The 14280-nt window shown below is 57.2% G+C and carries 14 protein-coding genes and 1 pseudogene; 10 read left to right on the forward strand and 5 right to left on the reverse strand.

The genetic code is table 11. The features are described 5' to 3' along the window. Window positions 1–193 precede the first annotated feature (193 nt). Window positions 194–1516, forward strand: a pseudogene (locus CIK74_RS08185) (YjiH family protein). 1 nt (window position 1517) lies between these two features. Here the strand turns inward: CIK74_RS08185 and CIK74_RS08190 are convergent. Beyond that, complete coding sequence (locus tag CIK74_RS08190; RefSeq protein WP_170947800.1) at window positions 1518–2342, reverse strand: hydrolase; 825 nt, start codon at window positions 2340–2342, stop codon at window positions 1518–1520. Between the two features lie 69 nt (window positions 2343–2411). Next, on the reverse strand, window positions 2412–3635 hold the full coding sequence (gene chrA / locus CIK74_RS08195) for a chromate efflux transporter (RefSeq protein WP_096255451.1): 1224 nt from the start codon (window positions 3633–3635) through the stop codon (window positions 2412–2414). Window positions 3636–3764: 129 nt separating this feature from the next. Between chrA and CIK74_RS08200 the strand changes: the two genes are divergently transcribed. After that, on the forward strand, window positions 3765–5105 hold the full coding sequence (locus CIK74_RS08200; RefSeq protein WP_096255453.1) for an MATE family efflux transporter: 1341 nt from the start codon (window positions 3765–3767) through the stop codon (window positions 5103–5105). A 14-nt stretch (window positions 5106–5119) separates the two neighbouring features. Here the strand turns inward: CIK74_RS08200 and CIK74_RS08205 are convergent, their stop codons facing one another. After that, entirely contained in the window at window positions 5120–5779 is a 660-nt protein-coding gene (locus CIK74_RS08205) for a GntR family transcriptional regulator (protein ID WP_096255455.1), read from the reverse strand. Between the two features lie 172 nt (window positions 5780–5951). Here CIK74_RS08205 and CIK74_RS08210 point away from each other — a divergent pair, with 172 nt between their 5' ends. From CIK74_RS08210 to rraA, 6 genes are all read left to right on the forward strand, one after another. Further along, window positions 5952–7265: an MFS transporter gene (locus CIK74_RS08210; RefSeq protein WP_096255456.1), complete on the forward strand. Its 1314-nt coding sequence runs from the start codon at window positions 5952–5954 to the stop codon at window positions 7263–7265. Window positions 7266–7304: 39 nt separating this feature from the next. After that, window positions 7305–8525, forward strand: a complete 1221-nt coding sequence (locus CIK74_RS08215) for an alpha-hydroxy acid oxidase (RefSeq protein ID WP_096255458.1) — start codon at window positions 7305–7307, stop codon at window positions 8523–8525. A gap of 76 nt (window positions 8526–8601) precedes the next feature. After that, window positions 8602–9180 carry a DUF308 domain-containing protein gene (locus CIK74_RS08220; protein WP_096255459.1) on the forward strand — a complete coding sequence of 193 codons (579 nt, stop codon included), beginning with the start codon at window positions 8602–8604 and terminating at the stop codon, window positions 9178–9180. Between the two features lie 41 nt (window positions 9181–9221). Then, on the forward strand, window positions 9222–9518 hold the full coding sequence (locus CIK74_RS08225) for a hypothetical protein (protein ID WP_229676954.1): 297 nt from the start codon (window positions 9222–9224) through the stop codon (window positions 9516–9518). Between the two features lie 192 nt (window positions 9519–9710). After that, entirely contained in the window at window positions 9711–11108 is a 1398-nt protein-coding gene (locus tag CIK74_RS08230; RefSeq protein WP_096255494.1) for an amino acid permease, read from the forward strand. 62 nt (window positions 11109–11170) lie between these two features. Continuing rightward, on the forward strand, window positions 11171–11647 hold the full coding sequence (rraA, locus tag CIK74_RS08235; protein WP_096255461.1) for a ribonuclease E activity regulator RraA: 477 nt from the start codon (window positions 11171–11173) through the stop codon (window positions 11645–11647). A gap of 8 nt (window positions 11648–11655) precedes the next feature. On the opposite strand, the gene CIK74_RS08240 is transcribed toward rraA, so the two are convergent. Both CIK74_RS08240 and CIK74_RS08245 read right to left on the reverse strand, forming a co-directional pair. Then, window positions 11656–12009 carry a hypothetical protein gene (locus CIK74_RS08240; protein WP_096255462.1) on the reverse strand — a complete coding sequence of 118 codons (354 nt, stop codon included), beginning with the start codon at window positions 12007–12009 and terminating at the stop codon, window positions 11656–11658. Between the two features lie 56 nt (window positions 12010–12065). After that, window positions 12066–12614: a CGNR zinc finger domain-containing protein gene (locus CIK74_RS08245; protein ID WP_096255464.1), complete on the reverse strand. Its 549-nt coding sequence runs from the start codon at window positions 12612–12614 to the stop codon at window positions 12066–12068. 189 nt (window positions 12615–12803) lie between these two features. Here CIK74_RS08245 and CIK74_RS08250 point away from each other — a divergent pair, with 189 nt between their 5' ends. Continuing rightward, a complete protein-coding gene (locus CIK74_RS08250) occupies window positions 12804–13739 on the forward strand; it encodes an EamA family transporter (RefSeq protein WP_096255496.1) in 936 nt (311 codons plus the stop codon). 211 nt (window positions 13740–13950) lie between these two features. After that, window positions 13951–14151, forward strand: coding sequence for a hypothetical protein (locus CIK74_RS08255; RefSeq protein ID WP_096255465.1), 201 nt, complete (start codon window positions 13951–13953; stop codon window positions 14149–14151). Window positions 14152–14280: the final 129 nt, after the last annotated feature.

Genomic DNA, 14280 nt, shown 5'->3' on the forward strand with positions numbered 1-14280 from the left:
AACTTTCGGGGACCAGTTCAAAAGTAGGTGAGCCTTGGGCCCCTTTGCGTCTTTGAAACGGCTACTCTTTCAAAGTCTGAAATTTCGGACAAATGGTGAGGTGCCAGTCACATAGCAGTCCATGTTTCGGGTGTTATTAGATCTTGACCGCTGAAGCGCAACGCTTCCCCCGCCAGAGAGAAATAGGTACGCCATGACATCGGAGTCATTAACTACCCGGCCAGCGAAAGCCTCGCACGTTGCCAAATTTATCGTCTTCAGCTTGATCGGCATCGCGATGTTCTTCATCCCGATCACGCTGAACGGCACCAGCACGATTCCGCTGGACCACCTAGTGACTTTCATCCGCAATGCTTTGGGGCCGGCGGTACCTTTCTAGATTCTGATTCTGTTGCTAGCCGGAACCATCATGCCTTTCATCAACGGTGGCTGGAAAGCCTCCAAGCTTCGGATGGTCTTCGCCTTCGCCAATGTGGTGGGACTCGTGGTGGGCGCGGTTCTGATTTTTGGTGGGGGACCGGCATGGCTTACCGACGAGAGTATGGGACCCTTCCTGCTCAATAAGCTGGTGATTCCGGTGGGGCTGATCGTGCCGGTGGGTGCGGTGTTCTTGGCGTTGCTGGTCGGCTATGGGCTCATGGAATTCCTGGGCGTCTTTTGCCAGCCGGTGATGCGTCCGCTCTGGCGCACCCCGGGACGCTCGGCCGTGGACGCGGTCGCATCCTTTGTGGGCAGCTACTCACTGGGGCTGCTGATCACCGACCGCATGTATCGAGGCGGTCGTTACACCGGGCGCGAAGCAGCAATTATTGCCACCGGCTTCTCCACGGTGTCGGCAAGCTTCATGGTGATCGTTGCGAAGGCGCTGGATTTGATGGAGTACTGGAGCATGTACTTCTGGCTGGCCCTGGTGGTCACCTTTGCCGTCACGGCGATCACCGTGCGGATCCCGCCGCTGAGCCGCATCAAGGACGAAACGTACCTAGGCGTGGAACACCATGCCGAAGAAAAGGTCACCGGTCGACGTGCCGCGACCGCGTGGAACAAAGCGCTACTGGCAGTGCACCGTGCGCCGAGCTTTGCGCAGAATATGCGCGACAACGTCTGGGACGGGCTAAAAATGGCCATGGCCATTCTTCCCTCCATCCTTTCCGTTGGTCTGGCCGGTCTGCTGCTGGCCAAGTACACCCCGCTCTTCGACTGGTTAGGCTACCTATTTGTGCCTTTTGCCTGGGTAGTTGGGCTGGAAGATCCAATGCTGGTCGGCAAGGCTTCGGCCACAGGTATAGCCGAAATGTTCTTGCCCGCTACCTTGGCCGCCGGTCATGAATCCATCGAGCTACGCATGGTGGTCGCCATCATCTGCGTCTCGGCGATTATCTTCTTCTCGGCACTGGTCCCATGTTTGCTGGCCACCAGCATCCCGTTGCGCCTGCGCGATATGGTCATCATCTGGTTCATCCGCGTCGCTTTGACCATTTTGATCGCTACGCCACTGGTGCGACTGATGCTCTAGCTCAGGTCAATGAGTCATTGCTGCCACTGGCCCACGCAGCGTAGCGTGCGGCCGAGAACGCTACGATCTCGCCGGCACGCTCTGGCACCACGGTGGCGAAATTATTGTAGAGACGTTCGAATTCCATGGCGGCTAACTGCGTGGCAATGCGTTGCACCACCGGCCCCGATAGCGGAATGCGGTTGGGGTAGCTGCGCAAGAAGGTGACGTTTCCATCAGCTACCGGAAAGACTGAATCCCCGGCCAGCAGGACTCCCTGCGCGCCGGCTCCAGCTTCCCACAGCGCTACGGTACTCCCGGGGAAGTGCCCGCCAATCTGTTCCAGGCGGATTCCGTCAATTGGTTCAAAGGGTTCTGACCAAATCTTCACGTTGGCACTGCTGCGTTGGACCCAGTTTTGATCTGCGGCTGCGACATAGATGGGAGCGTCGCCGAACGCGCTGCTGTAGGCAGATTGCACCCCGTACATATGCGGATGGCTTGCCACAATCCCTTGGATACCGCCGCGCTTGCCGATCACCTCGAAGGCATGCTGATCCAATATCCCCGGAACGTCAAAGAGCAGATTTCCCGCCTTGGTCTGCACTAGCAAGGCGCTTTGACCGATTCCAATGTTCGCAGCGGTCAACGAGGTCAGACCGGGCTCAAGCTCGCGGAATTCTATGCGGTGGCCGGCTTCCAGCAATTCGGTGCGATGAGTCCAGCGTTGCAGACCGTCCGGAACAAACTGCCGTTCATCAACGCAGATGGGACAGAAATCTGGTGTTTGGGCCGATGGCTCAAACTCCACGGCACAGGCGGAGCACTGCCAATCGATTAGTTGCATACTTCTACTTCCAAAAGTTAGGGCGCAGGGGTGTCCCAGCCTAACTTGATCTGTGGTGCCTGCACAGGGTTAGAAGAGCATCCAACCGATGAGCGCGCTGGCAACGACAAGTAGCCATGGCGCTAGTTTCCACGAGTGCAAAGCGACAAATCCTGCGGTGGCCAGCACCAAAGTGGGAATAGTCGACGCGCCCTGCACAAACACCGGGGAGTAGAGCGCGGCCGCCAGAAGCCCCACCACCGCAGCATTAACTCCCATCAGCGCCCGCCGCGCGACGTTTGAATGCCGCAATCGCTGCCAGAACGGAAGGACCGCAGCAATGAGCAGGGCTGAAGGGAGGAAAATGGCCACCAGCGCAATCGCTGCGCCGAGAATTCCGGACGGTTCAGCTTGAAAGACCATTCCCAGATAGGCCGCGAAGGTGAATAACGGTCCGGGGACTGCTTGCGCTGCCGCGTAGCCGGCTAGAAAAGCATCATGTTCAACGAGTCCGGTGCTTACCGTCTGTACTTCGAGCATCGGCAAGACTACGTGTCCACCGCCGAAGACAAGCGCTCCGGTGCTGTAGAAGGTTTCAAACAAGTCCAGTGACCCGTGATCAAAAATTGCTGCTGCTACCGGCAGACCGAAGAGCAGCAAGAGAAAAATGGCAAGGTATATCAAGGCACCGCGCTTTGAATGCCGCGCGAAGCTGAACTCAGTTTGTTCTGCCGGTGGTGTTTGGCCACGTAGCCAGAGTAGCCCAATGAGTCCAGCTCCCAAGATCACCGCTACCTGGATCAGGGGAGACGGGAAGATGAGCACCAACGCCATGGCCGCCACAGCTAGTGTGGCCCGGGGTGCATCAGGTGCCAGCGTTTTGGCCATGCCCAATACTGCATGGGCCACCACCGCCACGGTGGCGGCCTTCAATCCAATTATCCACCCATCACCGATCAGCGAATCCAAGCTGTTTGCTGCGATCGCGAAGAGCACCAACAGCACTGCGGACGGCAGTGTAAATGCGGCCCACGCCGCGATCAGGCCCAGCGTTCCAGCACGTTGCAACCCCAAAGCCATGCCCACCTGGCTGGAGGCAGGGCCGGGTAAAAACTGGCAGAGAGCCACTAGATCCGCATAGGCGCTTTCGCTCACCCATTTCCTTTTGACGACAAACTCTTCGCGGAAGAAACCCAGATGCGCGGTGGGACCGCCAAATGCGGTGAATCCCATTTTAAGAAAGGCAATGAAAACTTCAGGTACCGAGGAACCCGGAGGGTGTTCACGAAGCGTTGAGTCGCGCGAAGATGTCATGACCGAAGTATTTCAGCTCAGGTATATAAAGAATGGCAGCCCATGCTTAGCGGTTGGTTAACAAGTGGTGAAGTGTTAACCCAGTGCAGAAATCGCCGTTAGCAGGGAACTGTTCGTAGAGTAGGACTCGTGAATTCAGATAAATCCCAAACGTCTTCCCCAGGGTTGGCCAAGCAGATTCTTGTGCTGGCTATTCCCGCCTTGGGCGCGTTAATTGCCGAACCGCTATTCCTGATGGCCGACTCTGCCATTATCGGACACTTGGGTGTTGCCGAACTTGCAGGTGCCGCATTGGGAACAACGGTGCTTCATACGGCCGTGGGTCTGATGATCTTTTTGGCTTACGCGACGACCCCTGCGGTGGCCCGTGCCATTGGTGCCGGACAGCAGGCGAAGGCCATGGCTGCCGGACGCGACGGCATGTGGTTTGCGGTGGCTTTGGGTGTGATTTTGTCCCTGGCCGGATTCATTTTCGCCAGGCCGCTGGTGCGCCTTTTGGGTGGTGAGGGGCAAACCCTCGAATTCGCCGTTGACTATATTTTGTATTCCATGCCAGGGCTCACCGCGATGCTGCTGGTCCTCGCTGCCACGGGTGTATTGCGTGGCATGCAGGACACCAAGACGCCTTTGGTTGTTGCCACCGCGGGGTTTGGCCTGAACATTGTGCTGAACTTCTCGCTGGTTTATGGCCTGGACATGTCGGTGGCTGGCGCGGCCCTGGGGACCTCGATTGCGCAGTGGATGATGGCATTGGTATACCTGTGGATGCTGATTCCACGTATCCGTGAAGCCAAGATCCAGCTACGCCCGAGCTGGGTTGGATTCATTTCCACCGGCCAAGTTGGATCGTGGCTGATGCTTCGCAACCTGACCATGCGCGCTGCCCTGCTGCTCACGGTGGTGGTAGCGACTAATGCAGGCGAAATGACCTTGGCGGCGCACCAGCTAGTCTTCACCATTTTCTCCTTCCTTGCCTTCGCCCTGGACGCGTTAGCCATCGCGGCTCAGGCGCTGATAGGCAAGGAACTTGGGTCGGGGGATGCTGCCAAAGTCCGCCAGCTCACCGGCCTGATGAGTCGATGGGGCATCTACTTTGGCGTCTTCACCGGGCTGCTGCTTTTCGCCACCTCGTGGGTGTTCCCGATGCTGTTTACTCCAAATACCGAGATCCACCAGCTAACCACCATTGGGTTGTGGATCTTGGCGCTGTCGCAACCGTTATGCGGTTTGGTGTTTGTCCTTGACGGGGTGCTTATTGGCGCAGGGGACGCAAAATATCTAGGCATTGCGGGCGTGATAAACCTCGTTTTATATCTGCCAATGCTGTGGGCTGTTCAGCACTTCGCCACAGATCCGCAGGCTGCAATTTTATGGATCTGGGTGGCTTTCGCCATCGGCTACATGCTGGCTAGGGCGCTCACCCTCGGAGTTCGAGCACGCGGGAATGCGTGGATGCGCCTAGGCCAATGAGATAGCTGCGGAGACTAACCCCACAGCTCGTCTCGATCTTCCTGACCGCCGAGCATCGCCCGGTGAATTGACTGCAAATGGGTGCGCATGGCTTGTTCTGCGCCTGGGGCATCTGCTGCGATTATGGCCGCCAAGATGGCCTGATGCTCTGCGAGTTCAGTGGATTGAGACATATATGTCTGCATTGAAGGCAGCACAAAATGACCTCTTGCGGTCTCGGCGAAACATCTGGTGAGCGTGCTGGTGATCCGCGTATTGCGGTTGGCCGCGCAGAGCTCTTCGTGGAAACGACGCGCTGCGAGCATTGAGGCAATGGGGTCGGCTTCGGCAAGTTGTTCTTGTTCGGCCAGATGCCCGCGTAAAACCGCCAGGGTTTGCGCCGAATGGAATCGAGCGACATGATGTGCGGCGCGTGGCTCCAGCAAGATGCGCAATTCCAGCACCTCATGGATGTCCTCCACGCTGATGGCCCGCACCAAATAGCCCTTCTTGGGCAGCAGCTGCAGCAGCCCTTCGCTGGTCAGCTGGCGCAGTGATTCGCGCACAGGGGTCTTTGACACCTGAAATTCTTCGGCGAGCGCCGGTTCAATCACTAAGGTCCCCGGGGCCAGCAGTCCGGTGGTGATCCGTTCGCGCAATTGCCTCGTGAGGCGCTCAGAAAGTGAGCTAGCCATATCTCCTCTTTTCTTCGCGTCCATTCCAAAACCTGCGCGTAACTTTTGGCGTAGGAATTCACTTGGAATCAAAGAACACTCTAGTCTTGTATGAAATATATTTCAGGTATCTTACGTTGCTTGGCAATGACCAGATCCGATATTTCGCTGCAGAGCGCAGGAGCTCACGCCAATGAACCAACTCAATACGACGGACCGCGACCCGTTGCGTCTGCAACGCCGCCGCGCCATCTCCGCATCCCTGGTGGGAACCGCCATCGAATGGTACGACTACGCCCTCTACGGAGCCGCGGCAAGTGTGGTGATTGGCCCGCTGTTCTTCTCCTCGGCCGGCAGCTCCGCGGCATCCATCGCCGCCTTCGCGACCTTCGCGGTCGGCTTTGTTGCCCGTCCGGTAGGTGGCGCTGTCATTGGACATCTGGGAGATAGGTTTGGCCGCCGCCCGGCCATGCTGCTCTCGGTAATTCTGATGGGTATCGCCACCGTGGGCATCGGCTTGCTGCCCACCGCGCAAACGTGGGGAGCCTGGTCCATTGGTCTTCTGGTGTTCTTGCGGCTTGTCCAAGGATTTGGTGCCGGGGCGGAACTCACCGGAGCGATGACGCTGGTGGCCGAATACGTGGAACCGAAAAAACGTGGCCTGTACACCTCACTTATTCTTTCCACTCCGCCCCTTGGCATTGCCTTGGCAACGATCTGCTTCTTCGGCGTATCCCTGCTCGGCGATGAAGCCCTGCTCGGGTGGGCCTGGCGCATTCCGTTCCTGATCTCCGCACTGCTTTTCCTGTTAGCCCTGTACATCCGCAACAAGCTCGAAGAGACCCCCGAGTACGCGCAGGCCATGAACCAGGCGCGGCAACGCGCCGGCGCACAGAAGCTTCCACTGCGCGAAGTCTTCGAATCCCACTGGCGCCGGGTAGTACTCGGCTTCTTCGCGATCACCGGGCACAACGCCACCAACTACATTATTGCCGTCTTCTCCATCAGCCTGATGGTGGGCTCCGGCATGGCCCGTAGCGAGGCGTTGCTGGCGGTGACCCTGGGCTCGCTGGTCTCGGTGCTGCTCACTCCAGCAGGCGGCTGGCTAGCCGACAAATTTGGTTCTGCCCGCATCTTGGCAGCCGGAAACATTGCCGGTTTACTGCTGGCATTCCCCATCTTCCTGATGCTCTCCACAGATCAATTCATCTACGGATTCTTGGCCATCGCGCTGGGCTATGGCCTGGTCATTCCCTGCACCTCCGGAGCCCAAGGTGCGTTTTTGACCGAGCTATTCCCCGTCACCGTGCGCTTTAGCGGGATCGCTATCGCCAGAGAACTCAATGGCGCCATTGTCGCTGGACTCTCTCCGCTGATTGCCGCAACACTTCTGGAACTGGGCAACGGTTCGGTCAGCCTCCCTGCTAGTTTCCTGGCCCTGTGCTGCCTGAGCTCCGCGGTCGCCATCTTCCTTGGCACCCGCGCAAAAAACAGCGTCCGCTACTAAAAACTTCTGCCCCGCACTGCGAGATTCAAAGGATGTATCTTGAGCAACCTCAAACGCCAATTTCCCGATATCAGCGAACTGGTCAACCTGATGAAGTTCAAACTGCCGGCTGCAGACCGCCGCGCTGCACGGCTGGGCAAAGCAGCAGATATCTGGGACCTGCGCTCCATTGCCAAGCGCCGCACCCCAACCGCCGCCTTCGATTATGTGGATGGCGCGGCAGGGCGCGAAATCAGCGCAACCCGTGCTCGCCAGGTCTTCGACAACGTGGAGCTGCTGCCCCGGATTCTGCATGGCACCGCGCAAGCGGATCTGTCCACGCATATCGCTGGAGCGCCATCGGCCTTGCCCTTTGGGATCGCACCGACCGGGTTTACCCGGTTCATGCACTCCGAAGGTGAAATCGGCGGATCAAGGGCCGCCGAACAGGAAGGAATTCCTTTTAGCCTTTCCACCATGGGCACTCGTTCTATTGAAGAGGTTGCGCAGGCGGCCCCGGACGCGCGTAAATGGTTCCAGCTCTATTTGTGGAAGGACCGCGAGAAATCTGCAGGGTTAGTGAACCGTGCGGCTGCCGCCGGCTTCGACACCTTGCTGGTGACCGTGGATACCCCGGTCGCCGGACAACGCCACCGCGATACCCGCAACGGGATGAAAATTCCACCGGAGCTGACGCTGAAGACGGTCCTTGACGCCTCCTACCGTCCCGAATGGTGGTTCAACTTCTTGACCACGGATTCGCTGAAATTCGCCTCGCTATCCGATACCTCTGCAGATCTTCCCACCATCATCAACTCCATGTTTGATCCGTCTTTGGACTTTGAGGATCTGAAATGGATCCGTGAACTGTGGAAAGGCAAACTTTTCGTCAAGGGCATCCTCACCGCAGAAGACGCCGCGAAAGCTAAAGCCGCCGGGGCAGACGGTCTAGTGGTTTCCAACCACGGCGGACGCCAGCTGGACCGTGCACCGATCGCCTTCGAAGCATTGAGCGAGGTTCGTGCCGAGGTCGGCGAGGACATGGAAATTATCATGGACTCGGGCATCATGTCCGGTTCGGACATTGTCGCAGCGCTCTGTGCCGGGGCGGACTTTGTGCTCATTGGCCGCGCCTACCTCTACGGGCTAATGTCCGGAGGCCAGGCAGGCGTCAGCCGGGCTATCGAACTGCTGGCCAAGGAGGTCGAAGTGGCGATGCAGCTGATGGGTGCCGCATCGATTGGGGAGCTTAACGAGTCATTGATTCGCCGGCGTAAATAACCTGCGGGTGCACCGGTAAATGTGACATAGCTTTGACTCGGCTGACTCTTTGTTCTATCGCCGGTAGAATGAGGGTGTGCCAGCACCAAAAACCACCCCAGCCCAGGCTCAAGACGTCTTCCGTCCCGTATTTCTTCGCGGACTCGGCGCCTTGGTCTACTCGCTCATCTCGATTTTCTGGATCCACGCGGATCAAAGCGTACTGTCCTACGCGACAGGTGCGTTGTTGGTGGTGACCGGCGCATTTATGTGGCAGTACGTCACCGTACCAAGCGCACCGGAGAAATCCCGAGCTGCCTACGCGCTGGGCGCCGGGCTGATGCTGCTGGCAGGTATTGCGGCTTTGTTCGCGACCACCCCCATGTGGGTTGCTTACCTGGCAGCCTTCGCATTCTTCGTCACCGGTTTAGTGGAGTTCTATGTCTTCGCTAAGCTGCGCGCACAATTCCCACCATTCCGTAACCAGCTGATCACCGCCGCGGTGTCGGTGGTACTTGCCATCGCGTTGCTCTTCGGCACCGGCCTTGATGCCCACGGAATGTTCGGTCTGATTGGTGGAGGCACCATCATCTTTGCGGTCTTTGAATTAATCGCCGCCTTCGGTCATCGCCACGACGCTAAAGCGGCGGCTCCGACCGAAATCGAAAATAACTAGAACTTAACAGGTCAACAGGACAAGTAGAAATGGAGTTCCTGGTGGGAAACAACTCGCAGAAGAAGCAACCGTGGAGCCAGTCGATCAAGGGCCCACTGAGCTTCTCGCTGTTGCTGGGTCTTGTCGCTGGGGTGGTCGGTACGATCTCCTCTACCGGAGGCTCGCAAAACCCGATCCGCCTAGACATCGGACTAGTCTGCTTCGGCGTAGCCTTTGTCGTTAGCTTGCTGATCATTTCGGTGCTCACCATGGCCGGTAAGGAAAACGATTCCGAGCTTGGCAAGGGAACCGGTGTAAACCGTTCCTCAGCAAATCCAAATAAGAAGTTCAAAGACTAAATTAGTTTCGCTCACGCGCTGGGTCCGCCATCACGGTGGACCCAGCGCGTTGTCGTTAGCCGGTGGTCAGCACACCGCACCGGATAATACGCAATATTCAAGGATTGACACGTGAACAACGCGCACCGAACGCCCAATAGCACCCGCACCTCATTGGGTGAGCAATTGATTCGACGCAAGTCAATCCAGTCGATGACCGCTGAATCGGCAAATAATGCTGGTTTCGGTCAGCTCAAACGCAGTTTTGGTGTACTCCAGCTGACCATGATCTCTGTTGGTGCCACCCTCGGCACCGGCATCCTGGTGATCTTAGGAGACGCCGTTCCGGTGGCCGGACCAGCCATCTGGATTGCCTTCGTACTCGCCGGTGTCACCGCTTTGCTCTCCGCGGTTTCCTACGCGGAGATGGCTGGCATGGTCCCGGTATCCGGGTCTAGTTACTCTTATTCCTACGCCACCATGGGTGAAGGCGTGGCATGGATCTGCGGTTGGTGTCTCATCCTTGAATACGCGGTCTCCGCCGCCGCGGTGGCCGTAGGTGCTGGCCAATATGTGAATCAGACCTTAGAAATCTTTGGATTGGATCTGCCCGCATCCTTGGCCAGTGGCCCGGTAGATGGTGGCGTGATCAACTTGCCGGCGCTGCTAACAGTCGTCGCAGCTACCTTGCTATTGGCCCGTGGCGCGCGCGAATCGGCAGTAGCTAACACCGTGATGGTCATGGTGAAAATCGCGATTCTTGTGTTCTTCTCCGTCGTTGCATTCACCGCCTTTGACGCCGGTAACTTCGCACCATTGCTACCCATGGGCGCAGCTGGTGTCAGCGCGGCAGCCTCGATGGTGTTCTTCTCCTTCATCGGCTTTGACGCAGCTTCTACGGCCGGTGAAGAAGCGAAGAATCCACAACGCGATATGCCACGCTCTATTATCATCTCCATGGTTTTGGTGACCACCGTGTATGTACTGGTCGCGGTGGCAGCGATAGGCGCACGTAACTGGCAGTGGTTCGAAGGTGCACAAGCTGCTCTGGTGATGATCGTTTCCGAGGTCACCGGTCAGCCTTGGGTGGTGCTGATATTTGCTCTAGCCTCAGTGATTGCCATTGTCTCGGTCGTACTGACCACTTTGTACGGCCAGACAAGGATCTTGATGACCATGGGCCGTGACGGGTTGGTGCCCAAAGCGTTCGCTAAGGTTTCCCCGAAGACTCACACCCCGGTAGTCGGTACCCTCATTGTCGGTACCGCCGTAGCGATTACTGCCTCGCTGATTCCGCTGGGTGAACTGGCTGAAGCGACGAGCATCGGTACGTTATTCGCCTTCGCACTAGTTGGAGTCGCTGTGATCTTCCTGCGCCGTACCCAGCCTGATGCGCCACGTACCTTCAAGGTACCGTTCTACCCGCTGACCCCGCTCCTTGGTATCGCCGCCTGCTTGTTCTTAATGTTCAACCTCGGCTCAAATACCTGGATCGTCTTCAGCATCTGGATGGCTGTTGGGTTCATCGTGTATTTGGGCTACGGGCGCAAACATTCACGGTTAGGCGCGCTGGCCAAAGAAACATACCGCGAGACACTAAAGACCAAATAATTCGGCTGCAAGTTAGGCTGTGAGTTGAACAAGTTTGGACCCCTGACCGTCTAGGAGCAACCATGCAGCAAGAAGCGATCAGCACCGCGGATTTATACGATGAATTCGAAGACAAACTGCAGTCGATTTCACTGCAGTTTCAGAACTTTGGTGCCCGGGAAAGCTTCTTTGGCCCCGCCAAAACCATCAAATGCTTTGAAGATAACGTGTTGATCAAATCCACGTTGAACACCCCCGGTGAGGGGCAGGTCTTAGTGGTTGATGGTGGCGGGTCGCTGCGTTTTGCACTGATGGGGGACATGATTGCCCAAGCCGCAGTGGATAACGGGTGGGTCGGAGTCATCATCAACGGTGCGGTACGCGACCGCGTTGAAATGGCCACCATGGATCTAGGCATCAAAGCCTTGGGCAGCAACCCACGTAAAACCGTGAAGCGCGGGGGTGGATTCAGTGACCTTGACATCGAAATTGATGCCGTGACCATCCGCCCCGGAGTCATGGTGTACGCCGACGCGGATGGTGTGCTGGTAGCGCGTTAGAAGCTAGCTCAGCTTTCTTTAGTGTGACGCCCACTCTGGGTATTTCCCTGGCCCCATTCATCGACGAAGTCGACGGTGCTCAACTCGTCTAGATCCTTGCGGATCTGCACGATGAGCCTTTCGGCTTCTTCGAGATTTGAGGTCTCCATGCGGAGCAGCACCGTATCGTCGGTGCGCGAATGCACCACGACTTCGGCGCCGCGAGCCTCAAATTCGGCGTCCCCCAGAGTGGCGGAGAAGATTGCTGCGGTCCACCGGCCGGCGGCCTTTAGCGGTGAATCCTCACTGGCTTCGAGGCGTGCTTCATATTCATCGGATGCGTGTGCTTCACCGGTCATGATCTGGCCTTTCGACTTCAACATTTAGTACTGCTGTTGTCACCTCATCATAGGGGCGAAAAGGGCCAAAATGCGACTCGCTAGTATCTCGGAGTAGCTTTTCGTGCACGGTAGGCACGTACGTGTTCCCGGTTAGCGCAGTTTCCAGTATCGCAGTAGAGCTTCGAACGGTTCCGTGACAGGTCAAGCAGGGCCGCTCCACAATCGGTGGACGCACAGATCCGTAATCGTTCGCGTCCTCCGGAACGAATGACTTCCGCTAATGCCATTGCCGCGTCCACTGCCATGCGGTCATAGAGTGGGGCACGGTTTGTGGTGGCGTGTAGGTGGTAACCCCATTTTTCATTTTTGATCAGCTGTGGCTGCGCGTTGACGTTGCGCAGAATCTGATTGACCTTATACACCGCGTCATCTTCATTCGTGGTCCAGATGCCCTTGAGCTGCGAGCGCAGCTGTCGGATGGAACGCAACTCCGACTGGTCCTGTGCGTGCGGACCGTTGAAGTTTTCGGTCTGCAGAAAATGATCTAAATCAGCCACCGTCGAGAGCATGTCAGCAAACGAGACTTCGGTGTTTAGCAAGTTCACAATAGTGCGCAGTGAGGCTTCAATATCTGGCGCAAAAGTCATAAATAGTTCCCGTGAAGGTCGTGGATTGACGCGAGTTCAAACGTATCCGTATTGTCATGATCATACAATTCTTTGCTCCTGAACCACCTGCATATTTCGTTGCTGCATGTCGTGTATGGAGTATTCGTAGCGAAGGTTTAACCACTCATGTCGAACCACCCAGAGCCAGTGGCGCCCGTAGCCGAACGCATGAGTGCACCGGTGCCCCACGGGCAACTGGCTGGCGTCTGGATTGCCCTGGCATCTTCGGCAGCTTTTGGCCTGTCGGGTTCCTTCGCTAAAGGACTGTTCGAAGCCGGATGGACTCCTGCAGCAGCTGTTGCGGTCCGGATGGCCGGAGCCGCACTAATCCTCGCGATCCCGGCATTGCTGGCCATGCGCGGTCGCTGGGTGCTGCTGCGCACCAACTGGGCATCAATTTTGCTGTTTGGATTCTTCGGTGTGGGCGCCTGCCAGTTGTGCTATTTTTTGGCAGTTGAACGCCTGGATGTGGGCGTTGCCTTACTGCTGGAATATCTGGCACCGGTACTGATTGTTGTGGTGCTTTGGATGCGCCACAAAAAACGCCCCTCGGTGGCGACCATTGGTGGAACGCTGCTGGCGTTGGCCGGATTGGTCGCTGTCTTGGACTTGAGCGGAACCTCGTCATTAGATCCCATCGGTATCCTGTGGGGTCTTGGTGCCGCGGTGGGATTGACCGTCTACTTCTTCGTTAGCGCGCGTGTGGATGGTGCGTTGCCGCCAATTATTCTTTCGGCCGGAGGCATGCTGGTTGGCGCGGTCTCCTTGGGACTGGTTGGGCTGTTTGGAATTCTTCCCATGCATGCTGAGTTTGGTAGTGGTTCCTTCGCAGGGGTGCAGGTTCCCTGGTGGGTAGCGTTACTAGGACTCATCCTGATCGCTACGGTATTTTCCTACACCACCGGCGTCATGGCTGCCCGCGCCCTTGGTTCCAAGGTGGCTTCATTTATTTCGCTGACCGAGGTGCTCTTTGCGGTGCTCTGGGCATGGCTGCTCCTTTCCGAACTTCCCGGACCAATTCAATTATTTGGTGGGCTATTGATTGTGCTCGGTGTGGTGCTGGTGCGTGTCGATGAGCTTCGTTCAGCGCGGATCCGACGCTAAGGTCATCCGGCTGTTCAGTATGGAACTGACTCCCGAGGCTGGAGCCCACGTGGCCGCGATGATGATTATTTCTAGCTGTGCGACATTCTGTGCTGTTACGGTGGGGATCCAAGGCGCATCATCTGCGTCGCCGGCTTTACCGACGTTGCTCGTTCGTCCGGTAGGCGATGCTTGAGCGGTACGAGCTAGCTATCGAAAGGGGAGCGGACTGATGGGCGAACGGAATCGGGTGTCCAGTACCGGGAAGAGCGCCGTTGTGGTGTGCCTCTTTCTTGCGGTAGCGGCGATCAATCTGCCGCGGGTGCCACAACTTAATGAATTTACGGTAGCCGGTTGGGTAATCGCCGGAGTGCTACTTATCGCTTCCTTAGTGCTCGCGATCGGCAACTATCGCAGTTATTCAAGGACATAAGACCATAAGTCAGTCGCAGCGGCTCTGTTTCGGGTGAGTGCTCCTGCGGGTAGTTCGAAGCCATGTGTGTGCGAGAGAAGATGACGGCAAGGTCGACATTTTCCGCTTTTCCTTGTGAGCTTGGACAGA

The organism is Glutamicibacter sp. BW77 (assembly GCF_002332285.1).
Classification (GTDB): domain Bacteria; phylum Actinomycetota; class Actinomycetes; order Actinomycetales; family Micrococcaceae; genus Glutamicibacter; species Glutamicibacter bergerei.

Bases quoted from the DNA above. Each gene is read 5' to 3' on its own strand.
- CIK74_RS08190 (WP_170947800.1), bottom strand. From the start codon at position 2,342: ATGCAACTAATCGATTGGCAGTGCTCCGCCTGTGCCGTGGAGTTTGAG.
- chrA (WP_096255451.1), bottom strand. From the start codon at position 3,635: ATGACATCTTCGCGCGACTCAACGCTTCGTGAACACCCTCCGGGTTCC.
- CIK74_RS08205 (WP_096255455.1), bottom strand. From the start codon at position 5,779: ATGGCTAGCTCACTTTCTGAGCGCCTCACGAGGCAATTGCGCGAACGG.
- CIK74_RS08210 (WP_096255456.1), top strand. From the start codon at position 5,952: ATGAACCAACTCAATACGACGGACCGCGACCCGTTGCGTCTGCAACGC.
- CIK74_RS08230 (WP_096255494.1), top strand. From the start codon at position 9,711: ATGACCGCTGAATCGGCAAATAATGCTGGTTTCGGTCAGCTCAAACGC.
- rraA (WP_096255461.1), top strand. From the start codon at position 11,171: ATGCAGCAAGAAGCGATCAGCACCGCGGATTTATACGATGAATTCGAA.
- CIK74_RS08240 (WP_096255462.1), bottom strand. From the start codon at position 12,009: ATGTTGAAGTCGAAAGGCCAGATCATGACCGGTGAAGCACACGCATCC.
- CIK74_RS08245 (WP_096255464.1), bottom strand. From the start codon at position 12,614: ATGACTTTTGCGCCAGATATTGAAGCCTCACTGCGCACTATTGTGAAC.
- CIK74_RS08250 (WP_096255496.1), top strand. From the start codon at position 12,804: ATGAGTGCACCGGTGCCCCACGGGCAACTGGCTGGCGTCTGGATTGCC.
- CIK74_RS08255 (WP_096255465.1), top strand. From the start codon at position 13,951: ATGGGCGAACGGAATCGGGTGTCCAGTACCGGGAAGAGCGCCGTTGTG.